The organism is Kitasatospora sp. NPDC051984, assembly GCF_044593455.1.
Taxonomy (GTDB): Bacteria; Actinomycetota; Actinomycetes; order Streptomycetales; family Streptomycetaceae; genus Kitasatospora.
Genome location: NZ_JBIUCB010000026.1, coordinates 1 through 24046, shown reverse-complemented (window position 1 = coordinate 24046; position 24046 = coordinate 1). Strand labels below are relative to the sequence as shown.

Below are 24046 nucleotides of genomic sequence, written 5' to 3'. Positions count from 1 at the left end.
AACCTGTTCAGAAGTGGTGTTCGGGCTCTAGAGTCACCGGCACGACCGGGCGTGCGGCTGGCCGAAAACCGCCGCATGCCCGCATTCTGAGGGGGTTTCATGTCGCAGCCGTCCGACTCCAGTGGCGCTGGCGGTTCTACCGGTCCCGGTGCTTCCGGCGAACAGCCGCAGCCGGCGGACCCGTTCGCGGCACCTGCGGGGCCGCGTCCGGGGGCCTTCGGGAAGGGGACGCCGCTGGGGGTCGCTGCGGGCTCGGCGACTGCGGCGGGTGCGGCGGGTGCGGCAGGTGTGGCGGGTGCCAATCCCTACGCGCCGTACCAGCACCGGCCGCAGGCGCCGTTGCCCGAGCCGGAGTGGCTGCGGCCCAGCAAGGCCCGGACGATCGAGCCCGCCGGGCTGCGAGTGCTGGCGGCGGCGGGTGCGTCCGGGCTGGTCAGCGCACTGGCACTCGGTGGCGGACTCGGCGTCAACCTGCTGCTCTGCGCCCTCGCGGGCGCGGTCGGTGCCGCGATCACCGCACTGGGCACCGGGCGGCGGGTCAAGCCCTGGCACCTGGCGTTCGCCGCGGCCGCGCTGCTGCTCTGCCTGGTCCCGGCCGTCAGCGGTGCGGGTGGGGCGGTGACGCTCGCGGTGATCGCCGCGATCTGCGTCGCCTCACTCACCCTGCACGGCGGCGCCCGCTGGGTCGGGGTGGCGATGGGATCGATCGGTCTGTGGGCCCACTTCCTGCCCGGACTCGCTTGGGGAATACGGGCGCTGAAGGAGCGTCGCTTTCCGGCCAAGGCCCGGGTCGGGCAGGTGGTGAAGGCCGTCGGAGTCTCCCTGGTGCTGCTGGTGGTCTTCGGCATGCTGTTCGCCGGCGCCGACTCCACCGTTGCCGGCCTGCTGGGGCACCTCGTTCCCTCGGTGGAGGCCGGGGACGTCCCGCAGCGTTTCGTGTACTTCGTCGGTGGAGTGCTGCTTGCCCTGGGTGCCGCGCACGCCGCCGCCGCCCCCCGCCGCTGGGACCGCACCAGGACCCGGGCCGGCAAGGAGCGCGGACGGCTGGAGTGGGCGATGCCGCTCGCGGTCATGAACCTGCTGTTCGGCGTCTTCGTGGTGGTGCAGTTGGTGGTGCTGATCGGCGGCTACGGCTCGATCATGCGCCGCACCGGGATGACCCCCGCCGAGTACGCCCGCCAGGGCTTCTGGCAGCTGCTCTGGATCGCCGTGCTCACCCTGGTGGTCGTCGCGCTCGCCAAGTACTGGGCGCCGCGCAGCAACGCGGGCGACCGGCTGCTGGTCAAGGTGATGCTCGGACTGCTGTGCGCGCTCACCCTGGTGGTGGTCGGCACCGCGCTGGTCCGGATGAGCCTGTACATGGACGCCTTCGGACTCACCCGCCTGCGGGTCAACGTCGCCGCGATGGAGATCTGGCTCGGCCTGGTCTTCCTGATGGTGCTGGTCGGCTCGGTGCTCTCCTCCCGCCGCTGGCTGCCCCGCGCGGTGGTGCTCAGTGCCGCCCTGGCCGTGGCGCTGTTCGGCCTGCTGCGGACCGACGGCCTGATCGCCGAGCAGAACGTCGACCGCTACCGCACCTCCGCGGCCCACCTCGACGTCGACTACCTGCGTGGCCTCTCCGTCGACGCCGTGCCCGCTCTGGACCGGCTGCCCGAGGACCTGCGCACCTGCGCGCTCCAGCCGATCGCCGCCGACCTGGCGAACGAGCCCGCGCCCTCCTGGTACGCCGTCAGCCGGGCCGAGGCCCGAGCCCGGGAGATCCTCGCGGCACGCCCCGTGATCTGGGACCGAGGCGAGGCCTGCCGGCGGGTCGGGCTGGTCACGGTCATTGAGGTCCGCTGACGTTCGGCGGCCGGCGGCCGGCGGTCGTTGACGGGGGTCGGGGAGTGTCGAGTGGCACCCCCCGCCCTCCTTGTGTGTCAGCCGGCGTGATGTGGCGTCATATCGCTATTCCGGCCGGGGCTTCGGCCGGCAGGTCGGAGGCCCTCGCCCTGACCACGAACACTGCGGACAGCAGCGCGACCGCCGCGAACGCCACGCCCACCACGAAGGCGTGCGAGACGGCGTAGGCCAGCACCTCGTTGGCCCACCTGCTGCCGGGCGGGAAGGTCTGGTGCTGCTGGGCGAACTGCAGCTCGGCCGGGCCGGCGTGGGCGAGGAAGTCCGGCTGCTGGCGGCTGCCCTCGGAGGTGGCGGCCTTGGCGAAGACCGTGGTGAGTATCGACAGGCCGACCGAACCACCTATCTGCTGCACCGAGTTGAGCAGGCCCGAGGCCGCGCCCGTCTCGTGCGCCGCGACCCCGGAGACCGCCATCAGCATCACCGGGACGAAGATCAGGCCCATGCCGAAGCCGAAGGTGACCGTCGGGCCGAGCACGCCCAGTGGGTAGCTGCTGTGCACGTCCGTCTGCGTCAGCCAGCTCAGACCGGCCGTCACCAGGAGGCTGCCGGTGGCCAGGAACGGCTTGGGCCCGAGCCTGGCCTGGAGGGCGGAGGCGAGCTGCGCGGCGACGATGATCGCGACGCTGATCGGTAGGAAGGCCACACCCGCCTTGAGCGCGCTGTAGCCGAGCACGCGCTGAACGAAGAGCGTGACGTAGAAGAAGATGCCGAACATGGCCGCGGCCAGGCAGAGCATCATGATCAGGCCGCCGGTGCGGTTGCGGTTCCGCAGCAGCCGCAGCGGGGTGATCGGTTGGGCGGTGCGCTGCTCGATCACCGCGAACGCGACCAGCAGGGCCGCGCCGACGGCGAACGAGGCGATCGTCACGCCGTTGCCCCAGCCGGCCTTCGGGTCCGCGGCGTGGATGAACCCGTACACCAGGCTGACCAGGCCGAGGGTGGAGGCGAGCGCGCCGGGCAGGTCGAAGGCGCCCGGGTGCCGCTCGGACTCGTTGATGTAGCGCGGCGCGGCGATGGCGATCAGCGCGGCGATCGGCACGTTCACGAAGAACACCCAGCGCCAGTTCAGGTACTCCGTGAGCACTCCGCCGGCCAGCAGGCCTATCGCGGCGCCCGAGCCGGCCACCGCCGAGAAGACGCCGAACGCGCGGTTCCGCTCCGGTCCCTCCTTGAAGTTGGTGGCGATCAGTGCGAACGCCGTCGGTGAACAGATCGCACCGCCGACGCCCTGCAGCGCCCGGGCGGCCAGCAGCATGCCGCCGTTCTGCGCGAAACCGCCGAGCAGCGAGGCCAGGCCGAACAACAGCACGCCCACGACGAACACCCGACGGCGGCCGAGGATGTCACCGGCCCGGCCGCCGAGCAGGAGCAGGCCGCCGAACGTCAGTGTGTAGGCGTTGATCACCCAGGACAGGTCGGTGGTGGAGAACTTCAGCGCGTCCTGGATGTGCGGAAGCGCGATGTTCACGATGGTCGCGTCGAGGACGACCATGAGCTGCGTGGCCGCGATGACGGTGAGCGTGATGCCCTTGCGCCGGTCGCGACCGGCCCCCGGTGGAGCCGACTTGCTGAGCATGTCGGAGATAGCCACTGTTGTGCCCCCTGCCGGCTACTGCTATCGGTTGCTGTTTGGGTAAGGTGCTCGGCAATGCGGATAGTGAACGGTCTCGTTCACTGTCGGGGACATTAGTCGGCGCCGATAGTGAACGCAACCGTCTTTTAGGGTGGATGACGATGGATCAGCCGGACCGGCGGCAATCGGCCGACGGCCCCGTGGAGGGAGCCCCGCTGCGCAGGCGCGGCAAGGCGCTGGAGGCCGCGATCTTCGAGGCCGCGCTCGACCAGCTCACGTCCGGCGGGTTCGCCCGGATGACGATGGAAGGCGTGGCCGGCGCCGCGCAGACCGGTAAGGCCGCGCTCTACCGGCGCTGGGCCTCCAAGGCGGACCTGGTGATGGACGCCCTGGTCGCCGTGATGCCGCCCCCCGCCGACATCCCCGACCTCGGCTCCGCGGAGGCCGAGCTGCGGCACGTCATCGAGGCCTACATCGCGGTGTTGAACTCCCGGACCGGTGCGGCCGTCCGCGCCCTGATGGGTGAACTGGACCACGAGCGCGCCGAGTTCTTCAAGGGCTTCATGCACGAGCGGGTGGTCGGACCGACCGCCGAGGGCATCCTCGGCATCCTGCGCCGCGGCGAGGCGCGGGGCGACGTCCGCCGGGGCGCGGCGGTGTCGATTGTCGCCGACGTGCTGCCGGCGATGCTGCTGTACCGCGCCAAGTTCTGCGCCGGGGTGTTCGACGACGAGTTCTGCGAGGACCTGCTCGGGCAGGTGCTGCTGCCGGCGATCAGGCCGTAACGCGGGCCGGGCGGGGGAGCGGGCTTGGCCCGGTGGCGTGGCGTGGCGTGGCGTGGCGTGGCGGGTCCGGGTCCGGGTCCGGGCCCGGGGTCGCCGGGCCCGGCTTGGGCGGCTGGGCTGTCCGGGCGGCGGCGTAGGCTGAAAGCAGCTGGGCGCGTCCTCGGGCGCGGCCCCGGCTGTCCCCTGTCCAGTGAAGGAACCCCGATGCCGTACGACCCCCCGACCCACTCGGTCGAGCGCTCCCTGCGCCGGGCCGGAGCCCGCCTGGTGGTCGGGCTGGACGAGGTGGGCCGCGGCGCCTGGGCCGGGCCGGTCATGGTCGGTGCCGCAGTCACCGGCCTGCGCCGCCCGCCGGAGGGGCTCACCGACTCCAAGCTGCTCACCGAGCGGCGCCGGGAGGCGCTCGTCCCGATCCTGGAGAACTGGGTGACCGCCTATGCGATCGGCGCCGCCTCGTCCCAGGAGTGCGACGACCTCGGCATGACGGCCGCACTGCGGCTGGCCGCCGTCCGCGCCCTGGAGGCGCTGCCGGTGCAGCCCGACGCGGTGATCCTGGACGGCAAGCACGACTACCTGGGCGGCCCGTGGCGGGTCCGTACGGTGATCAAGGGCGACCAGTCGTGCGTCTGTGTCTCCGCCGCCTCGGTGCTGGCCAAGGTCCGGCGGGACGCGCTGATGGCCGAACTCGGGGTGGACCACCCGGCGTTCGCGTTCGAGGAGAACGCCGGCTACCCCTCGCCGACCCACCGTGCCGCGCTGGAGGAGTTCGGGCCCACCGAGCACCATCGCCTGTCCTGGGCCTACATGGACGCCCTGCCGAAGTGGAGCCACCTCAAGCGGCAGCGGATCCCGGTCGACACCGGCGAGCAGCTCTCGCTCGGTTTCTGAGCGCCCTCAGTGCCGCAACGCGCCCTCGCGCAGTCGCACAATCCGATGGTTCGCTGCGGCTGCCGGGTGCCCTCCGAGGGCTTTGGCGGCGACCGTGTCCGTCGATATTCGTCGATTCTGACGGTTCGTCAACATTCATCCACCCGTCACTCGGGCGTTGCCGCGTACCCGCGTTCCGGCGGCGACACTTTCAAGTGGTGGGGTGCCCGTGCGCATCCGACCGGCATTTGATAGGAATCCGGGTATGCCTGTCTTCCCCGAGGAGCCGGAGATTCACGAGACGATCCCGGGCCCCGGCGTTCCCCTTCCCCACAAGTCGGACGCACCTGCCCACCGTATGCCTTCCTCCACCGCCGTCGCCGCTCCGGTCCCGGGCCCTCGCCCCGGCCCGCCGCGTCCCGCACCGCCCCGTGCGGACCGGCCGATTCCCGGCCCGCGGCCCGCACCCCGACCCAAGCCCGGCCACGCGCCGCGCCCCGGTCGGCCGACCGTTCAACTCCTGCCCGTGGCTGCGGCCGAGGCGCTCGACCGCGCCGACGAGGCCGTCGACGCACTGCTGGAGTCCGGCCGCCGCCCCGGCGACGTGCTGGTCCTGACAGTCGGTGCCGCGCACCCCTGGCAGGAGCACGAGACGAGCTTCGGCGAGGAGCGCTACTGGGCTCAACTCGCCGACGGTGGCGACGTGTTCTACGCCGACGCCGCCACGGCCCGGACGCTGCGCCGCGACGTGGTGGTGCTGGTGGTCAACGAGAACCACCCGGAGCGGGTGGCCGCTGCGGCGCGCAAGGCGCTGGAGCGTGCCGCGAAGCTGCTGGTGGTCTGCGGCGAGACGGACACCGTCGCCCCGCTGTTCGCCTGACCGCTGGTCCGCCGGTCCGCCTGACCGCCGGTTCGTCGTGCCGGTCCGGCTCCGTCTGCGGGCGGGGCCGGACCGTTGCCGTGTCCTGGTTCCGCCGGGCCGTAACGCGGTTGTCCTGCGGTGCCGTTGGGGCTTTTGCTGCCGGGGCGCGTCGGGCTGCCTGCTTCGGTGAGCGGGTCACCGCGGGTGGACGACCGCTCAGCGGGCGGCGGTTCGACGGATCGCCCGGCTGTCGCGGCCGGCCTCCAGGGCGCGGATCGCGTTCAGTGAGGTGACCGGGGCGACCGGTGGCTCCAAGGGCGCCGGCAGTGCGGGGTGTTCGGATCCGGTGCCGGACGGGATGCGCGAGGGTAGTTCGGTGACGGTGTGAATTGGGCCGAGCGCCCACGACCCGGCGTGCGGATTGCGCCCGCGCCGGCCGTCGCCGAGCGACTGCCAGCCGGCCGGGGTGAGCGTCAGGTACGAGCCGCAGCGCAGCCCGTGCAGTTCGGCGGCGGCGCGCAGCGCCCACATCCATGCCCCGTCCTGCTCGGTCCAGTCCGGCCCGCCGTCCCGGCAGCGCAGCAGGACGGCGGTGCGGCTCGGGGATATCCGCCTCAGGTCGTGCGGTGTGACCCGGCGGAGGTGGCCGAGCAGGGCGTTGCGGTGGTCCCAGCCGTCGCTGAACTGCGGGCGGACGCCGAAGGAGGCCGACGCCACCACCCGATGCTCGGGGTCGAGTACCGCGACCACGGTGGTGCCGGGCTGCGGTAGGTGCCGCTGGTGAAGTTCGGTGACGAACTCTCGGGGTGTGCGAAGGAGGGGCACGCCGAGGCGCTCCCACTCCTGCAGCGTGATGGCCCGACGGCCGTCGTAGTGGGAAGGACCTCGGTCGATGCCGTTGATCACGATCCTCCTTCCCGTGCCCACGCTCCCGGAGGTGCGCGGGCGTACGCCGAAGGCCGGGTCCGACGGACCGGGCGCTGGATACCTTCCAATTCTCGGGCGAGAGCCGCCGGGCGGCAATGATGAACTGACAAACGCCGCCCGGGACCCGCCTAATTGCCCGACATGTCCCAGCCCTGTCGTGCGGCCATTCGGCTGACAGATCGGTGAGCGGGGTGTGTGGAGGCCGACCGGTGACCGGGGCCTGGCGTCCGGGCGTGCCGGAGTGCCAGGACCGGCGTCGAGCTCGGCCGAATCGTCCTCACCCCCGGATGGCCAGGACGAGTGGGAGCACCGCGGTGGCACCCGCCTGGCGGAGCAGATGAGCCGCGACCGTCAGCGTCCAGCCGGAATCCACCAGGTCGTCCACCAGGAGGACCGGGCCGGGAGTCGCGGCCAGTGTGTCGGCCAGGCCCGGCGAGAGTACGAGCGTTCCGGCGACCGAGCGCAGCCGCTGGGCGCTGTTGCTGCGCGGCCCGTGCGGGGGCTCCCCGGTGGCGTACTGGATCCGGCCGAGCAGTGGCATCCGGCCGATCGAGGCGAGGCCTCCGGCGAGATCGGACACCAACTGTGGTCGGGTGGAGGACTCCAGGGCGACCACGCCGATCGGGCGCTCCAGCCGGGTGCCGTCCGGACCGGCCGGTCCGGCCCAGCCGCCCGGGCCGCGCGCCCAGTCCGCGACCACACCGACGACGGCGTCCAGCACCTCGCGCGGCAGCGGGCCGTCCGGGGAACGCTCGTCGAGCAGCGTGCGAAGCCGGGTGCCCCAGCCGATGTCGGAGAGCCGGCCGAGGGCGCGCCCCGGCTCGGCCTGCTGGGTGGGAGGGATGCGGCCACGCAGCGGGACACCGAGGGACTCCATGCCGGTCGGCCACATTCGCCGGGTCTCGAAGGAGACCCCGGGCCGGCCGAGGGCGGCGCGGGCAGCGCCGGTGGCTTCGGCCGAGACCTCGGTGGAGTGCTGGGCATGGGTGCACCGGTCGCAGCGCCCGCACGGGGCTGCCTCCGGGTCGTCGAGCTGGCGGCGCAGGAACTCCATCCGGCAGCCCTCGGTCGCGATGTAGTCCCGCATCGCCTGCTGTTCGGCCGCGCGGGCCCGGGCGACCTTGGCATACCGCTCGCCGTCGTACCGCCACTGCTCGCCGGTGGACTCCCAGCCGCCGCGTACCCGGCGGACTGCGCCGTCCACGTCGAGCACCTTGAGCATGATCTCCAGTCGGGAGCGACGGAGGTCGACAGAGGTCTCCAGTGCCGCCGTGGAGAGCGGGCGGCCGGCCTCGGCCAGCGCGGCCAGGGTACGGCGGACCTGCTCCTCGGCGGGGAAGCCGATGGAGGCGAAGTACCGCCAGATCGCCTCGTCCTCCCGGCCCGGGAGCAGCAGCACCTCGGCACGGTCGACGCCACGGCCGGCGCGGCCGACCTGCTGGTAGTAGGCGATGGGAGAACTCGGCGAGCCGAGGTGGACCACGAAGCCGAGATCCGGCTTGTCGAAGCCCATGCCGAGCGCGGAGGTGGCGACCAGGGCCTTGACCCGGTTGGCCAGCAGGGCGGCCTCGGCCTCGCGGCGCTCGGCGTCCTCGGTCCGGCCGGAGTAGGAGGCGACCGGGTAGCCGCGCTCGCGCAGGAACTCGGTGACCTCCTCGGCGGCGGCGACCGTCAGGGTGTAGATGATGCCGGAGCCGGGGAGATCGGCCAGGTGGTCGGCGAGCCAGGCCAGCCGGTGCGCCGGGTCGGGCAGTGAGAGCACCGAGAGGCTGAGGCTCTCCCGGTCCAGCGGGCCGCGCAGCACCAGGGCCTGCGCGTCACCGACGCCGGTGCCGAGCTGCTCGGCGACATCCGCGGTGACCCGGGCGTTCGCGGTCGCCGTGGTCGCCAGCACCGGGACGCCGGGGGAGAGCTCGGCGAGCATGGTGCGCAGCCGTCGGTAGTCGGGCCGGAAGTCGTGGCCCCAGTCGGAGATGCAGTGTGCCTCGTCCACCACCAGCAGGCCGGTGGAGGCGGCGAGCTTGGGCAGGACCTGATCGCGGAAGTCGGGGTTGTTGAGCCGCTCCGGGCTGACCAGCAGGACATCGACCCGGCTGTCGGCGACCTCCTGCTGGATCTCCTCCCACTCCTCCGGGTTGGCCGAGTTGATCGTCCGGGCGTGGATGCCCGCCCGGGCGGCCGATTCGACCTGATTGCGCATCAGCGCCAGCAGCGGCGAGACGATCACCGTCGGGCCGGCCCCGCGCGCGCGGAGCAGCGCTGTGGCGATGAAGTAGACGGCGGACTTGCCCCATCCGGTGCGCTGCACCACCAGAGCGCGGCGGTTGTCCACCACCAGGGCCTCGATGGCTTTCCACTGGTCCTCGCGCAGCGTCGCGGAGGGCCCCGCGAGGCTGTGCAGCACGGCTTCCGCGGCGGCCCGGACGGCTTCGCGGTCGGCTGGGGTGGTCGGATGGAGTTCGCGCGTCTGCATGAGGTCATGGATACCGCGCTTCACGGACGGACCGCGAATGGCGGGCTGTGGACAACCTGGATCTAATCGGGTGATATGGCGTCAGAGTGCGCTGTTCGGGCCGGAATTGTCCGCCATTAGGGGTAGCTAATGCTGAACCCCCTGGTTTATCCACAGGGCGAATGAAATATCCGCAGTGGTGGCGGAATCGGGTCCAGGCTTTCCGCCATGACCGCAGACGACCGCACCACCAAGCCCTCCTCGCGCCCCGGCCACCTCCCGGTCCGGCTGCGCGGCCCCGCCGACATGGCGGAGATGCTCCCCTACCTGCTGGGTTTCTTCCCCGACGACAGCATCGTCGCGGTGGGCCTGCAGGGCCCCGCGCTCGATCAGGGCGGAGTGATCCGTATCGACATTCCGGCCGATCCGGAATCCTGGGAGCGCACCGCCGAAGAATCCGCCCGGCTGCTGGTCGAGCTGTCCGAACAGCGCGACCGCCGCCCCGTCCAAGTCCTGCTGTACCTGTGCCGGGATCCCGCCGACGGCACGCCAGTGTCCGAGGGGCGGCAGGCCGTGCTGGCGGAGCTCCGCCCACTGGCTGCCGCACTCACCAGGGCCTTCCAGGGCGAGCAGGTGATCGTCAAGGAGTCGCTGTGCGTCTCTGCGGGCCGCTGGTGGTCCTTCCTGTGTACCGGAGTCGACTGCTGTCCGCCGGACGGCACTCCGGTCCGTGCCGCCCACGAGCCCAGTCCGCTCGCCGCCGCGGCCACCTTCGCGGGCCTCGCCCCGAGGGGCAGCCGCAAGGCGATCGTGGCCGGCCTCGCCCCGGTGGGCCCGCCGCTCTGCGAGGTGCAGCGCCGCGCCCTGGAAGACGCCGGGCCGCCGTTCATCCGTGAGCTGGCCGGCCCCGGCGGCCGCCATACGGCGGTCGAGCGCACCGACGAGCTGCTGGCCAGCGCGATGGCCGAGTTCCGCAGCGGCGCCCGGGAGCTCGACACCAGACGGACGGCCCGCCTGCTGATCGGCCTGCAGGACAAACTCGGCCGCGATCGCGCTGCCGAGTACGCCGAACCGCACGAACTCGCCACCGCCCAGAAGCTGTGGCGCTACCTCATCCAGCGCTGCGTCGACCCGTTCGAACACCTCGCCGCCCCGCCGATGACACTGCTGGCCTGGACGTCCTGGCTGGCCGGAGACCCCGCCACGGCGAGGGTCGTACTGGCCAGGGCACTGGAACTGGACGCGGGCTACACCCTTGCCCAACTGCTTTACGAATCACTGAACTCCGGCCTCGCCGCGGAGGCACTGCTCCAGGTGGTCCGGAGCGAACGCAGCACCCGGCTGCGCGGGGCGGGGAGCCGCCGGCACCCAGAGCTCCTGCCGCCCGCCGGGCCGTCGGGAGCCGAACGGCCCGGCGGTCCCTCGCGGGCGTCCGCCGCCCCGCCCGGGCCCCCGCCCCGGTCCGGCGCCGAACCGACGAAAGCCGTCAGGGCAGGCCAGGGCGGATCCGGGCCGGACCGCGCGGGCGCCGAGCCCGGGCCGGGCCACGCCGAGCCGGGCGAGGACGGCAGCCCAGGCGGCGGCCGGTCGACAATCTCGCCCGACGCCGCGTCAGCCGAGGTCCGCCGGCCGGGCGGCGAGCACCGATCCTGCCCGCTGCGGGCCGCGTCGCCGCGAATCCCCAGGCCCCGCAGCAGGGCATTCCGACACCAGCAGTCCACCGGAGGCTGACATGCGTACGCTCACCCCCCGGCCGCGGGGCGAACGGCTAGACCTCGCCGCGCGCCATCCGCATCAGGCGGTCCAGCACCCGGCGGCCACTCACCCGCACCCCGTCGTGCTCCCACTCGTTGGTGATCCACGTCCGCACACCGGCCACCGCATCCGCGGTTTCCAGCGAATGCGCCGTGTCCACGTACATGTCGTCGTGGTACACCGCCGCGTACACCGGCACCTGGTTCGAAGCCAGGCGCTGCGGGTCGTACAGGTCGGGCCACTCGGTGCGCTCGGCCAGCAGCTGCGCCGTCTCGCGCAGCGGCCGCAGCGACGGGTCGGTCTCGAACATCCAGGGGTAGATCATCTCGCCGGTGAGCAGTACCGGCCCGTCCCCGGCCAGCGCTGCCGCGGCGTCGAACTCGGGAAACTCCTTGCGCACCCGCTCCGCCGACCAGTCGGTGGCCCCGGCGTCGACCGAGCGCTGCCCGTAGATCGACTCGTGCAGCACGGCGTACAGCGGCCCCTGGGCGAAGGACAGCTGCACCTGCGCCCCCGCCAGGAAGGTGTCGGACAGCTCCGGCCCGTCCGCCCCCTCCACCCAGGCCTCCTCCAGCAGATAGTGCAGGACGTAGGAGCCGGTGCCGCTGCCCAGCATCATGCCCAGCGCCTGGAAGGCCTCGACGGTGAGGACCCCACCATCCGGCAGAGGTGCGGGCTGCTCGATCAGGTGCGCCGCGATTCGCCGTACCGCCGCCACGTCCTGGGGGAAGCGCGCGTAGTGCCCGGCGTTCTTGCGGGCGACCCGCGGGTATGCCGCGCGGTAGACCTCGTCCGCCGAGCGGCGAAGGCCGGCCAGCCCGCCGGTGACGAACGCCTCTCGCAGGCCCTCCGGGGCCAGCGAGAGGTAGGTGAGGGTGCAGAAGCCGCCGAAGCTCTGCCCCAGCAGGCTCCATCGACCGTCCTCGCCCAGCAGTTGGCGGCGGATCAGCTCGGCGTCCCGGACGATCGAGTCGGCACGGAAGTGCGCCAGGTAGTCGGCCTGCTGCCGGGCGTCGCCGCGCCGGGCCAGGGTCTGCCGGTTGGCGGGCGTGGAGCGGCCGGTGCCGCGCTGGTCCAACAGCAGCACCCGGTGGTCGTCGAGCGCCCGGTCCAGCCAGCCGTCCCGGCCGAGCGGCCGATTGGCCTTTCCACCCGGGCCGCCCTGCAAGTAGAGCAGCCAAGGAAGTTCGTCGTGCTCGCGTCCGGCGGCCACCACCTCGCGGGCGTAGACCTTGATCGCTTCGCCGCCCGGAGCTCCGTGGTCCAGCGGCACCCGGAAGACATGATCCGTGGCGACGATCCCGGGGATGCGGCTGAGGGAGGACATGCAACTCCTAGATGTGAGCTGGTCACAGGCTGGTTGCGGCGCCGGTCACCGAGGTCACCAGGGGTTCCGTCGCCGTGCTCGCACCGTATCCTGACGGCGGACAGGAGCCGCCCGGGGGCGGCCGCCACGTGCGGAGAACCCCGAACGGCGCCACGACACAGCGGGCACCCCGGGTGCCGGCCGCAGACTGCCGAAGGACCGACGGCGCGTGGCCGCATTCGACCGGAGGTCCGCCGGACAGGCGTGACCTCGGGCAGGTGTACGGCGTTCAACCTGCGGAACGCCGAAACCAGAACCGGCACCGCCGGGCCAGTAGCGGCCAGGGCGACCGTGTCGGGCACCGGTCACGCGTCGCTCGACCCGGTGCGACCGGGCCACGCGCGACCTTGGCGTCCGGGCCGGGACACCACCCCGGTCGGGGCGGAGCACCGGCGATCCGGTCCCGCCCAGGTCAGAGCCGCGTGTTCCGGCGGCAGAGCAGCAAAGTCCGCGATCGAGCACGCTCGCGGCCGGCCGGGCCCGCAGCCGTCGGCCGGTCGAGGGGAGGAGAGCCTGGTGACCGATTCAAGGCCACCCCACGCAGCGTCCCACCCGCTGCCGCCCACCAACCCGCCCGCACCGGGCGGCGCTTCGGCACCCATCGGAGCAGCGGCTTCCCCCATGCCCCCACACTTGGCCGGCCCACCGAGTCCGCGCCGGGCCACACCCCCGTACGGCACGCCCACCGGCGCCCCGGTACCCACCGGCCACGCCCCCGGGACGCCCGGCGCGAGCCCGGCATCCGCCACCCCCGCGTACGGCACGCCGCTCGCGGGTGCCGCCGTCCAGCAGCACGGAGCCCCGCTCAGCACGCCGCCGTACGGCACGCTCACCACGCCCACGCCCTACGCACCGGGGGCCACTCCGCCGTACGGCACTCCCACCACGCCCACGCCCTACGCACCGGGGGCCACCCCGCCGTACGGCACTCCCACCACGCCCACGCCCTACGCGCCGGGGGCCACCCCGCCCTACGGCACTCCCACCCCGCCCTACGGCACCCCGACCCGGCCGGGCCCGGGCGTGACGGCCCCGGTGCGTGGCGTGGCGGGCGCACGCTCGGAGCAGGTAGCCGGTGCGGCCGCTCCAGGGGCGGCCCGCCAGCCGGCTCCGGCGGCGGTGCCACGACCGCAGCCCTCGGCGGCGCACGACGTCCTGTGCGTCAATGCCCCGGGCATGGCAGCCTCCGGCCCGGACGGGCAGCTTCGGGGCCAGAGCCTGCACGGCTTCTTCCGGCACGGCGTGCGCACCCTGGCCAGGATGGAGCTGCGCCTCGGTGGCGTGGAGCCGCTCCCGCTCCAGGGCACCCTGACGTCCGCGGCGGCGGCTCGGTTCCTCGGCTCGGTCCGGGTGCCGGGCGATCTCGACCCGGATCCGGCGCTGACGGTCGAACGGCTGCGGCACGCCGACGGCGCGGAGACCGTGACGGTCCGGAACACCGGTGCCCGACCGGCCCGCCTCCCACTGGAGATCGCCCTGGGTACCGACCTGGGCCAGCTCACCGACATCGCGGCGGGCCGGCGCTCGGCCGATCTGCCGGGCCAGGTCCAGTCCTCGGGCCTGCGCTGGGCCGGGCAGGGCCGCGCGGCCACCGTCAGCGCCCGCCCGTCGCCGCACGCGGTGCTGGCCGGCGCGGGTGTGCTCCGGTGGGATCTGGACATCCAGCCAGGGGCCCGATGGTCGGTGGACCTGCAGGTGGAGCTGGAGGCTCCATCGACCGGTCGTCCACCGACGGGGCGCGGCCCGGGTGTGCCGCTGCCGTGGTCCGAGCCGGAGGTCCGGGCCGACGATCGCCGTGCCACACGCCTGGTCGGCCGCGCCCTCGGCACGCTGAGCGGGCTGCTGCTCGCCGACGCGGACCGTCCGACCGACCTCTACACCGCCTCGGGCGCCCCCTGGCGTTTCGGCCTCACCGCCGCCGACGCGCTCTGGGCGGCCCGGATGACGCTGCCGCTCGGCACCCGGCTCGCTGCCGGAACGCTCCGCGCGACGGCCCGCCGTCAGCACCTCGCGCCCCAGCCATCGGCAGGCGCCGCACGCCCGGCCGAAAGTGGCGCTGCCGACGGGGCGTCCAGCCCATCGGCGGTCGGTTCGTCGCCGGCCGTCGCCGCCGCGCCGGGAGGCCCACCGGCAGCGCAGCCTGCCGCTGTGCAGGGCGCGGGCAGCGTGTCCGCCCCGGCCACTGACAGTGGTGCGGCGGCGCAGGCGATGGACGGCGTGATTCCCGGGCCGCTGCGGCACGGAGGCCCGGAGCTGCCGGCGAGCTGCACGGCCACGGAGGCGACGCTGCTGTTCGTCACCGTGCTGGCAGAGGCCTGGCGTTGGGGCATGCCCCGGGCCGAGGTCGCCGAGTTGCTGCCCGCCGCGGAGCGCGCCCTCGGGGCGTTGCGGGCCGCAGTGGCAGAGGGGCCGGACGGGCCGATCGGCTTCGTCACCGACCTCGGTCGCCCGGCGGAGGAGCGGGCCGCGCGGCCAGGTCCGGCCAGGTGCGAAGTCCAGGCGCAGGCGCACCGCGCGGCGCTCCAAGGGGCGGACCTGCTGGAAGCGTTCGACCGTCCCGGAGCGGCGGAGTGGCGGGCCTGGGCAGCTGAGCTGAGGGAACGGTTCCGCGAGCAGTTCTGGATCGACGACCTGTCAGGTGGTCGGCCGGCAGCCGCATTGCTGGGCCCGGACCGGCCGGTGCCGGCCCTCGCCTCAACTCTGGTCCACCTCTTCGACGTCGGACTCGGCGCCGAGGGCGAGCTGCACGAGGGCCTGCTCGACCGGGAGCAGACCAGGTTGCTCGCCCAGCGGCTGGTGACGCCCGAACTCGACTGCGGGTGGGGCCTGCGGACGTTGAGCGCGAAGTCCCCACGGTTCAACCCGCTCGGCCATCGCAGCGGCGTGGTCCGGGTGCAGGAGACCGCGCTCGCGGTGAGCGGGCTGGTGGACGCCGGATTCGAGCGGGAGGCCGAGATTCTGCTGGAAGGCCTGTTGGAGGCGTCCGCGCACTTCGAGTACCGGCTGCCGGAGATGTACGCGGGCGAGCAGAAGGTCGCCGACTGCCCACCGGTGCCGCACCCGGCGGCCTGCCGTCCGGCCGCCATGTCGGCGGCCGCGGCCGTTCACCTGGTGCTCTCACTGGCCGGAGTCCGGCCCGACGTCCCCTCAGGGCGGGTGGCCACCCACCCGGCGAGCACCGCGCCCCTGGGCGCATTGGAACTCACCGGCCTGCGAGTGGCCGGCGAGCCGTTCTCGGTTCGGGTCAGCAGGATTGGCGTCGCGGTGGTGGAAGAGGCGCCGTCGTTCCTGCAGTTGGCCGCCGGCTGACCGTCCGCGGGGCGGTCCAGGAGGCGGGAGAGAAGACGGGAAGGACGGGAGAAGGACACGAGAAAGGCGCGGGAAAGGGGACGGGAAAAGGCCGTGGTCTGTGATTATCGTCAGAGAGACGACTAAGATCGGCGGCATGTCGCGTTATGACCCGTCGGCCTTCCCCCCGTTCGCAGTCACGGTTGACCTGGTGGTGCTGACGGTGCGCGACCATGAGCTGTGCGCCCTGCTGGTGAAGCGTGGTGAGGCGCCGTTCCAGGGCTACTGGGCGCTGCCCGGCGGGTTCGTGCGGCCGGACGAGGGCTTGGCCGAGGCGGCGTCCCGGGAGCTGGCGGAGGAGACCGGGCTGAGGGCGCAGTCCGCACCGGGCCAAGTCCTGGCGGGGCAGAACCCGTTCGGGGCGCACCTGGAGCAACTGGCCACCTACGGACACCCGCAGCGCGACCCCCGGATGAGGGTGGTGAGCGTCGCGTACCTGGTGCTTGCCCCCGACCTGCCGTCGCCCCGTGCGGGCGGCGACGCCAGCAGCGCCCGGTGGGCACCGGTCAGTGAACTGTTCGGCGTCGACGGCAACGACGGTGAACTGCTGGCGTTCGACCACGGGCAGATCCTGGCGGACGGCGTGGAGCGGGCCAGGTCGAAGATCGAGTACTCCTCGCTGGCAACGGCCTTCTGCCCGCCGGAGTTCACCGTCGGCGAGCTGCGCCGGGTGTACGAGGCGGTCTGGGGCGTGGTGTTGGATCCGCGGAACTTCCACCGCAAGGTCACCGGCACCCCGGGCTTCCTGCTGCCCTCCGGCGGCACGACGACCCGTCAAGGCGGGCGCCCCGCACAGCTGTTTACCGCGGGCGGGGCGACCGTCCTCAACCCGCCGATGCTCCGCCCCGAGGCCTGACCTCCGACCCTGGCGAGGTCGTGGCCGCCGTCGCCGAGGGGAGGGCTCGGCGAGACGAGGTGGGCCAGTTCCCTTGTGGTGGTGGGGTGGTGGCGATCCGTAAGTAAATCGTCAGTGGCGCGAGTGCGCTGTCCCCTGTTCGGGTGAGCTCGGCGCTAACACCGTCAACGATCCATCCGGAATGCCTGGTTTCACCGCTTCCGCGTCCTACTGTGCAGGCTCAGGCCTGGCGGACGAACCCCGGTCTGTCGGCGGGCGAGGGAGCGGGCGGCGATGATCCAAATCACCGGACTGACCAAGAAATACCGAAGGGGCCACCCCCCAGCGGTGCTGGACCTGACCTTCGACGCCCGTCCAGGGATGATCACCACGGTGCTGGGGGAGGAAGGGGCGGGCAAGTCCACCGCTTTCCGGCTGATGGTGGAGCTCGAACGCGGCCACGGCCTCACCCTGTTCGACGGCCGCACCTATCGGCGGATTCGGCGACCGGAGCGGGAGATCGGCACGCTGCTGCCGTCCGGCAGGCCGGAGGCCGGACATCCGGGGCAGCGGGCCCGGGCGCACCTGCGGATGCTGGCAGGGGCGGTCGGGGTTTCGGCGCGTCGGGCCGACGACCTGTTGGAGCAGGTCCGCCTCGCCCCTGTCGCCGACCACCGGATCGGCACCTTCTCGCCCGGAATGCACCGCCGGCTCGCCCTGGCCGCCGCCCTGCTCGGCGACCCGGCGACGCTGCTGCTGGATGCCCCGGCCGAGGGCCTGTCTCCGCGCAGCGAGGAGTGGTTGCACGGCTTTCTGCGCTCCTTCGCGCTGACGGGCGGCACCGTGCTGATGTCCACCCGCAGCCCGGAGGCGGCCGCCGTGCTCGCCGACCGGGTGGTCACCCTGGACGCTGGCAGGCTGGCCGCCGACCAGCCCGTGGTGGAGTTCCGCCGCAGCCGGCTGCACCCCGAAGTCCTGGTCCGGGGCCCGCAGATGGCCCGTCTCGCGGACCTGCTGGTCGCCCAAGGTGCGCAGGTCCGGCGGGAGGGCGGTGTCGGTCTCGCGGTGAGCGGGGTCGGTCGCACCGAGATCGGTGAACTCGCCTACCGCAACGGTGTCCTGCTGCACGAGTTGGCCGACCGGGTGGTGCAGCGTCCGATCTCCTTCCCGGCCGCCCTGCCCAGCGGATCGGGCCACTCCGGCCAGGTCGCGATCCGTCCGGCCTGGCAGAGCCCGGTCCGGCAAAGTACCGGCGGGCAGGCCCAGATCGCCCCCGCCGCCCCGAGGCCCGTCACCGTCGGCCGCCCGGCCACCGGCCCGGACGCCGAGCGAACCATCGAGCACCGCGCCCTCGGCCATCGCGGCCTCCAGGCCGGCCGTTGGGCCGCCGCCGCCCTCGCGCCCGACCCGGCGGCCCCGACTGCCCCGGCGGCCCCGACCGCCCCGACCGCCCCGACTGCCCCGACTGCCCCGACTGCCCCGGCAGCCCCGACCGCCCGCGAGGCCACGGCCGCAGCCCCGACCGCCCCCGAGGCGACGCCCGCAGCCCCGACGCCCCCGGCCGAGCCGCCCGTTGTCGACCTCACCCGCCGGACGCCCCGCGGCGCCTCCGCGCTCCGCCGAGTACGCACCGAGCAGCCGGTCTCCGAACACCTGGAGCCGCCCGCCGGAAACGCTCCCGAGCCCGCAGCGACCCGGCCCGGACCGACGCCCGCCGCGTCCACGCCGATCGTGCTCGAGGCCGACCAGTTGGCCGCCAACCCGACCGACGCCGAGTTGCTGACTCCCGCCCGGATCAGGGGAGTTGGCCACGGTTCCACTCCGGCGCAAGCCCAGGGGCCGGTGCCCGCGCAGGAGCAGGACCGGGCGCAGGTGCGTCTCCGGCCGGTCCACGCCACCGAGTTGCGGTCGGCCGGGCCGGCCAGGCCGGTCGGGTCGGCGGCGGCGGGTCGGGCGCAGGTGCCGGCGGGCGAGGGCGGGGCAAGTGCGGTGCGCAGGCGTGCCGTCGGTGACGAGAACGGGAGTGAGTGACGGTGCGGTTGGTGGCTTGTGAGGTGCGTCGGCTGCGCGGGGTGCGCTCCACGTGGGTGGTGGTCGCGGCGGCACTGCTGCTGAACGCGGCGCTGGCGGCGACGTTGGCCCAGCGGTTCCCGGCCGGGAAGTTGGCGGTGTCGGGGGCGGTGCGGGCGCTGGCCGGTGTGGTCCCGTGGCTGCCGCTCCCGCTGACCGCGCTGGCCGCTGCGGTGCTCGGCGCGCTGGCGTACAGCCATGAGATGCGCTGGCCGGGCCTGGCCGCGTCCCGGGTGAATCTGGGCCGTCGGCTCGGCGCGCTCCTCGCGAAGCTGCTGGTGGTCGGGGCGGCGGCGCTCCTGCTTGCGGTGCTGACGCTCGTGGTGAACGCCCTGGTGGTCCGGTTCGCGCTGCCTGGCGCGGTGGATGCCTCGGCGGTGTTCGCCCTGCCGCACCCCGCCGAACTGACGGCCTTCCCGGGCCTGGCGCCGGCCCCGGCGGCGGGCCCGTTCGCGGTGGGCGGGATCGGCCGTCCGCTCCCGGTGTTCCTGGCGCTGGCGGTGGCCGGTGGCTGGGCCGGCCTGTTGCTGGCGACGTTGGTGCGCAGTGCCGTCCTGGGAGTTCTGCTCACCTGCGCGACGCCTGCCCTGCTGGAGCCCACCGCCGGTCTGCTGCTGCACCGTTCCGGCCGGAATTGGCCGCTGTGGGTGTGGGAGTTGCTGCCCTTCCAGTACGGCTTCAACCTGGTGCGCGAGGCGGCCGACCGGACGGCGGCGGCGCTGGACGTCGTGGTGATGGCCGCCCTGCTGGCGCCGGCCGGGCTGCTGGTGCTGGCGGTGCTGGTGGCCCAGTTCCGCCGCCGCGCACTGTAACGACCCTGCCTGCCGTGAAGGCCCGCCCGCTTTCGGATGCCCCGCGCACCGCGGGAATCCGCACGGAAACCCCGCCCCGGAACTGTCGGTGGCGGTGCATCGGGCAGCCGGTGCTGACGGTTCGGCAGGTGTGGCGGAGCCGGTGGCGGCGGGGTGAAGCACCGTTCGGAACGGCAGCTGAATTCGAGCCAGGATGACCGATATGCGCATTTCTGGCTGATAAGAAGTCAATTATCCAGACACGGCCGATCACCCTTTCGTGTGCTTTTCAGGAGAATGCTCAAGACGGCCCCGCCGATCGCCGACAAAGGATGGCGTGAGTACCCTTGCGCACCCCACCGTGACCGCCGCTCGCCAGGCCGAGTCGATCTCCGCCTCCGAGCTGGACCGTTTTCCGTACGCCGACCGCCCGATGCCACCCGCTCCCCGCTGGGAGGGGGCGGAGAACGAACTCGCCCGGGCCGGTCGGAAGACCACCAGCAGCCGCGGCCGCGGCCTGCACGGCCAGCTGGTTCAGCAGCTCGGCCAGATGATCGTCTCCGGAGACCTGGGCGCCGATCGCCCGCTGGTGCCGGAGGAGATCGGCCAGCGCTTCGAGGTCTCCCGCACCGTGGTGCGCGAGTCGCTCCGGGTGCTGGAGGCCAAGGGCCTGGTCTCGGCCCGGCCGAACGTCGGGACCCGGGTCCGCCCGGTCAGTGACTGGAACCTGCTGGACCCGGACATCATCGAATGGCGCGCCTTCGGGCCGCAGCGCGACGAGCAGCGCCGTGAGCTGTTCGAGCTGCGCTGGGCGATCGAGCCGCTGGCCGCCCGCCTCGCCGCCGGCCACGGCCGGGAGGACGTTCAGCAGCGGCTGGCCGAGCTGACCGAGATCATGAGCCAGGCGGGCAGCCAGGGCGATCTGGTCAGCTACTCCCGCGCCGACGCCGAGCTGCACGGTCTGGTGCTGCAGATGGCCGGGAACCGGATGCTGGAGCACCTCTCCGGGATCGTGGCCGGCGCGCTCCAGGTGTCCGGCGGTTCCGGCAGCACCTGCGAGCGCCCGTCCGAGTCGGCGGTCGGCCTGCACACCCGCCTGGTCGACGCGCTCGGCGCCGGGGACGGCACCGCCGCCGAGGCCGCCGTCCGCGCGCTGCTCACCGTCCACCCGGACGTCGAGCACGCCGTCCCGGCCCCGCGGGAGCACTGAGCGGTCCAGCCCCGCCCGTTCCGAACGGATGGCCCTTCTGCTGCTCCACCCGCAGCCGGGGGGCCATCGGCGTGTCGCGTGCCACACAGTTGCGCGGGCCACACCGCGAGGCGGCCCGCGAAGACCTCGCCCACGAGGGCCCCGGTACCTTGTCCGCAAAGGCACGCGGTCCGTCCGGGAGGGTGCCACCGGGCCCTCGGCCGCCGGCCGCGAGGGCCCCGGTGCCGCGCTCGCCGATAGGCCGCCCGGGGCAGCCCGTACCGGCCGCCGGGTGGTGTGACGGGCGCCACGACGGGCATGCGTAACACTTGAGTGGCGGCAGCGATGTGTACGGAGCGGAAGCAGCTCCGGAATACCACCACAGACCAGATGGCTGTGTTGGTGCGCGGCGCTGCTGCCGTCCTGCAGACCCCGATCACCGTCCACCCATCCGAGCTGCTCGGGCGGTCGGTGCGGGATCGTCCACTCATCGTCCGAGAGGTTGTTCGTGTCGGCCAGCACATCCCGTTCGCTTCCCCCCGAGATCGCCGAGTCCGCGGCACTGCTGGCGCTCATCGAGCGGGGCAAGGCCCAGGGGCAGATCGCCGGTGACGACGTGCGCCACGCGTTCGAGGCGGACCAGATCCCGGTCACCAAGTGGAAGAACGTCATGCGCAGCCTCAATCAGGTGCTGATTGAGGAGGGGGTGGAGCTCATGGTCAGCGCGGCCGAGCCGGCCGGCGCCAAGCGCAAGAGCGTTGCGGCCAAGAGCACCACCAAGCGCACCGCGACCAAGGCGGTCACCACCCGCACGCCGGTCGCCCAGACCAAGCCCCCGGTCCGGATCGCCCCCGGCGCGCCCGTCGCGGCCCCGTCGGTGGCCGTGGCCGCCGCGGTGACGACCGGTGAGGTCACCGTCGTCGAGACCATCGGTCTCGCCGAGGCCCGCCCGGTCGCCAAGAAGGCCGCGCCGGCGAAGAAGGCGGCAGCCAAGAAGACCGCCGCTCCCGCGAAGAAGACCGCCGCCAAGAAGACCGCGGCCGGCAAGGCCGGCGCCAAGGGCGACGAGGACATGATCGGCGAGGAGGAGCTCCTCGAAGACGTGGCCCTGCCCGGCGACGGCAAGGAAGAGAGCGGCCCCGAGGAGGAGTCGGACCAGGGCTTCGTGCTCTCCGACGACGACGAGGACGACGCCCCGGCGCAGCAGGTCGCGGTGGCCGGTGCCACCGCCGACCCGGTCAAGGACTACCTGAAGCAGATCGGCAAGGTCCCGCTGCTCAACGCCGAGCAGGAGGTCGAGCTCGCCAAGCGGATCGAGGCCGGCCTGTTCGCCGAGGACAAGCTGAGCCAGGCCGACAAGCTCGCCCCGAAGCTCAAGCGCGAGCTGGAGATCATCGCCGAGGACGGCCGCCGCGCCAAGAACCACCTGCTGGAGGCCAACCTCCGCCTGGTGGTTTCGCTGGCCAAGCGCTACACCGGCCGCGGCATGCTGTTCCTGGACCTGATCCAGGAGGGCAACCTCGGTCTGATCCGTGCGGTCGAGAAGTTCGACTACACCAAGGGCTACAAGTTCTCCACCTACGCGACCTGGTGGATCCGGCAGGCGATCACCCGCGCCATGGCCGACCAGGCCCGCACCATCCGTATCCCGGTGCACATGGTCGAGGTCATCAACAAGCTCGCCCGCGTGCAGCGCCAGATGCTCCAGGACCTGGGCCGCGAGCCCACCCCGGAGGAGCTGGCCAAGGAACTCGACATGACCCCCGAGAAGGTCATCGAGGTTCAGAAGTACGGCCGCGAGCCGATCTCGCTGCACACCCCGCTCGGCGAGGACGGCGACAGCGAGTTCGGTGACCTGATCGAGGACTCCGAGGCGGTCGTTCCGGCCGACGCGGTCTCCTTCACCCTGCTCCAGGAGCAGCTGCACTCGGTGCTGGACACCCTGTCCGAGCGCGAGGCGGGCGTGGTCTCGATGCGCTTCGGCCTGACCGACGGTCAGCCGAAGACGCTGGACGAGATCGGCAAGGTCTACGGCGTGACGCGTGAGCGCATCCGTCAGATCGAGTCGAAGACCATGTCGAAGCTGCGCCACCCGTCGCGTTCGCAGGTGCTGCGCGACTACCTGGACTGACAGTTCGTCACCTGGACGGGCCCCTTCGCCGCCGGCGGAGGGGCCCGTTCGTATGTCCGGGGGTCGCCCGATGGGGTGGCAGGTGCGTTCGGATTGGGCACGGCGGGTGACGGTGCGACTACGCTGGGCAGGTTGTCGCACTCCGACCAGTGCACTTCCCACGTCTGCACGCCGAACCCCCTGGAGAACCGGTGCCCATCCTGGACCCGTCCGCGCCTCGGCTCCGCCGCCGGGCGGTCGCGCTCGTCGCCCTGGCGGCCCTGCCTGCCCCGCTGATCGCGCTGGGTGCGGCCGCCCCGGCCGCCGCGCAGCGGCGGATCGTCGGGGGGACGAGTGCCAGCACCAGCGATCATCCGTGGATGGTGGCGCTGTCCAGCCGTGCGCAGTTCGGCTCGTCCCGCTCCGGGCAGTTCTGCGGCGGGGCGCTGGTCACCCCGACCAAAGTGGTGACGGCCGCGCACTGCTTCTACGACGAGACCACCGGCCGGCCGGTCCAGCGGCCGGGGCTGCGGGCGATCGTCGGGCGGGACGACCTGCGGGGCAGCGCGGGGCGGGAGGTGGCGGTCAGCGGGGTGTGGATCGAGCCGAACTACAGCTTCGCCGCGAACTCGCGGGACGTGGCGGTGGTCACCCTGGCCGAGCCGCAGGAGGACCGGCAGGTGCTGGAGATGGTGGGCGCGGGCGAGAGCCGGCCGTACGCGGTGGGCACCCCGGCGACGGTGTTCGGCTGGGGCGACACCCGGGGCAACGGCAGCTACTCGAACACGCTGCGGCAGGTGACGGTGCCGGTGATCTCGGACGCCGCCTGCGGGCGCGCCTACCCGGGCGGACCGGACAGCGCGTACGACGCGAGCACCATGGTGTGCGCGGGGGAGGACCGGGGCGGCAAGGACGCCTGCCAGGGCGACAGCGGCGGCCCGCTGCTGGTGGGCGGGCGGCTGGCCGGCCTGGTGTCCTGGGGGGCCGGCTGCGCGCAGGCCGGGCGCCCGGGGGTGTACACCAGGATCTCGGCGGTCGCGGAGTCCGTGCAGAACGTGCTGTGACGTGCCCGACACGAGCTGCCGCGGCGGCCGGGCAGAACGCCACGGCCAGGCAGAACGCCACGGCCGGGGGGGCCCCCCCCCCGGGGGGGGCGGCCCCCCGGGGGGGGCGCCCCGGGGCCGAGGCGGGGGGTCAGCCGGCGCCCCCCCCGC

The 24046-nt window shown here is 73.3% G+C and carries 16 protein-coding genes; 12 read left to right on the top strand and 4 right to left on the bottom strand.

Features of this window, described 5'->3' with window-relative positions; all coding sequences use genetic code 11:
* Nucleotides 1–288 precede the first annotated feature (288 nt).
* Entirely contained in the window at nt 289–1842 is a 1554-nt protein-coding gene (locus ACIHEI_RS31985) for a DUF4153 domain-containing protein (RefSeq protein ID WP_396609155.1), read from the top strand.
* Between the two features lie 97 nt (nt 1843–1939).
* Here the strand turns inward: ACIHEI_RS31985 and ACIHEI_RS31980 are convergent, their stop codons facing one another.
* Nucleotides 1940–3493, bottom strand: a complete 1554-nt coding sequence (locus ACIHEI_RS31980; protein ID WP_396609154.1) for an MFS transporter — start codon at nt 3491–3493, stop codon at nt 1940–1942.
* Between the two features lie 143 nt (nt 3494–3636).
* On the opposite strand from ACIHEI_RS31980, the gene ACIHEI_RS31975 reads away from it, so the two are divergent.
* The 3 genes from ACIHEI_RS31975 to ACIHEI_RS31965 all read left to right on the top strand — a co-directional run bounded on the left by ACIHEI_RS31975 (nt 3637) and on the right by ACIHEI_RS31965 (nt 6007).
* Entirely contained in the window at nt 3637–4260 is a 624-nt protein-coding gene (locus ACIHEI_RS31975) for a TetR/AcrR family transcriptional regulator (protein WP_396609153.1), read from the top strand.
* Between the two features lie 204 nt (nt 4261–4464).
* Nucleotides 4465–5148, top strand: a complete 684-nt coding sequence (locus tag ACIHEI_RS31970; RefSeq protein ID WP_392955398.1) for a ribonuclease HII — start codon at nt 4465–4467, stop codon at nt 5146–5148.
* A gap of 505 nt (nt 5149–5653) precedes the next feature.
* Nucleotides 5654–6007, top strand: a complete 354-nt coding sequence (locus tag ACIHEI_RS31965; protein ID WP_387866662.1) for a hypothetical protein — start codon at nt 5654–5656, stop codon at nt 6005–6007.
* A 198-nt stretch (nt 6008–6205) separates the two neighbouring features.
* On the opposite strand, the gene ACIHEI_RS31960 is transcribed toward ACIHEI_RS31965, so the two are convergent.
* Both ACIHEI_RS31960 and ACIHEI_RS31955 read right to left on the bottom strand, forming a co-directional pair.
* Nucleotides 6206–6892: a hypothetical protein gene (locus tag ACIHEI_RS31960; protein WP_387866721.1), complete on the bottom strand. Its 687-nt coding sequence runs from the start codon at nt 6890–6892 to the stop codon at nt 6206–6208.
* Nucleotides 6893–7193: 301 nt separating this feature from the next.
* Complete coding sequence (locus tag ACIHEI_RS31955; protein WP_396609152.1) at nt 7194–9389, bottom strand: RecQ family ATP-dependent DNA helicase; 2196 nt, start codon at nt 9387–9389, stop codon at nt 7194–7196.
* Nucleotides 9390–9596: 207 nt separating this feature from the next.
* Between ACIHEI_RS31955 and ACIHEI_RS31950 the strand changes: the two genes are divergently transcribed.
* Nucleotides 9597–11099, top strand: a complete 1503-nt coding sequence (locus ACIHEI_RS31950) for a DUF4192 domain-containing protein (protein ID WP_387866667.1) — start codon at nt 9597–9599, stop codon at nt 11097–11099.
* A gap of 37 nt (nt 11100–11136) precedes the next feature.
* Here ACIHEI_RS31950 and ACIHEI_RS31945 read toward each other — a convergent pair whose 3' ends face one another.
* A complete protein-coding gene (locus ACIHEI_RS31945) occupies nt 11137–12450 on the bottom strand; it encodes an alpha/beta fold hydrolase (protein ID WP_387648829.1) in 1314 nt (437 codons plus the stop codon).
* Between the two features lie 660 nt (nt 12451–13110).
* Between ACIHEI_RS31945 and ACIHEI_RS31940 the strand changes: the two genes are divergently transcribed.
* From ACIHEI_RS31940 to ACIHEI_RS31910, 7 genes are all read left to right on the top strand, one after another.
* Nucleotides 13111–15798, top strand: a complete 2688-nt coding sequence (locus ACIHEI_RS31940; RefSeq protein WP_396609151.1) for a glycogen debranching N-terminal domain-containing protein — start codon at nt 13111–13113, stop codon at nt 15796–15798.
* Between the two features lie 136 nt (nt 15799–15934).
* Complete coding sequence (locus ACIHEI_RS31935) at nt 15935–16693, top strand: NUDIX domain-containing protein (protein ID WP_380486908.1); 759 nt, start codon at nt 15935–15937, stop codon at nt 16691–16693.
* A gap of 273 nt (nt 16694–16966) precedes the next feature.
* Nucleotides 16967–18703: an ATP-binding cassette domain-containing protein gene (locus ACIHEI_RS31930; RefSeq protein ID WP_396609150.1), complete on the top strand. Its 1737-nt coding sequence runs from the start codon at nt 16967–16969 to the stop codon at nt 18701–18703.
* 11 nt (nt 18704–18714) lie between these two features.
* Nucleotides 18715–19554 (top strand): hypothetical protein, encoded by an 840-nt coding sequence (locus ACIHEI_RS31925; protein ID WP_396609149.1) that lies wholly within the window; start codon nt 18715–18717, stop codon nt 19552–19554.
* A 316-nt stretch (nt 19555–19870) separates the two neighbouring features.
* Nucleotides 19871–20743 carry a FadR/GntR family transcriptional regulator gene (locus ACIHEI_RS31920; RefSeq protein WP_387648840.1) on the top strand — a complete coding sequence of 291 codons (873 nt, stop codon included), beginning with the start codon at nt 19871–19873 and terminating at the stop codon, nt 20741–20743.
* Between the two features lie 487 nt (nt 20744–21230).
* A complete protein-coding gene (locus tag ACIHEI_RS31915) occupies nt 21231–22853 on the top strand; it encodes an RNA polymerase sigma factor (protein WP_396609148.1) in 1623 nt (540 codons plus the stop codon).
* A 191-nt stretch (nt 22854–23044) separates the two neighbouring features.
* Complete coding sequence (locus ACIHEI_RS31910) at nt 23045–23896, top strand: S1 family peptidase (RefSeq protein WP_396609147.1); 852 nt, start codon at nt 23045–23047, stop codon at nt 23894–23896.
* Nucleotides 23897–24046: the final 150 nt, after the last annotated feature.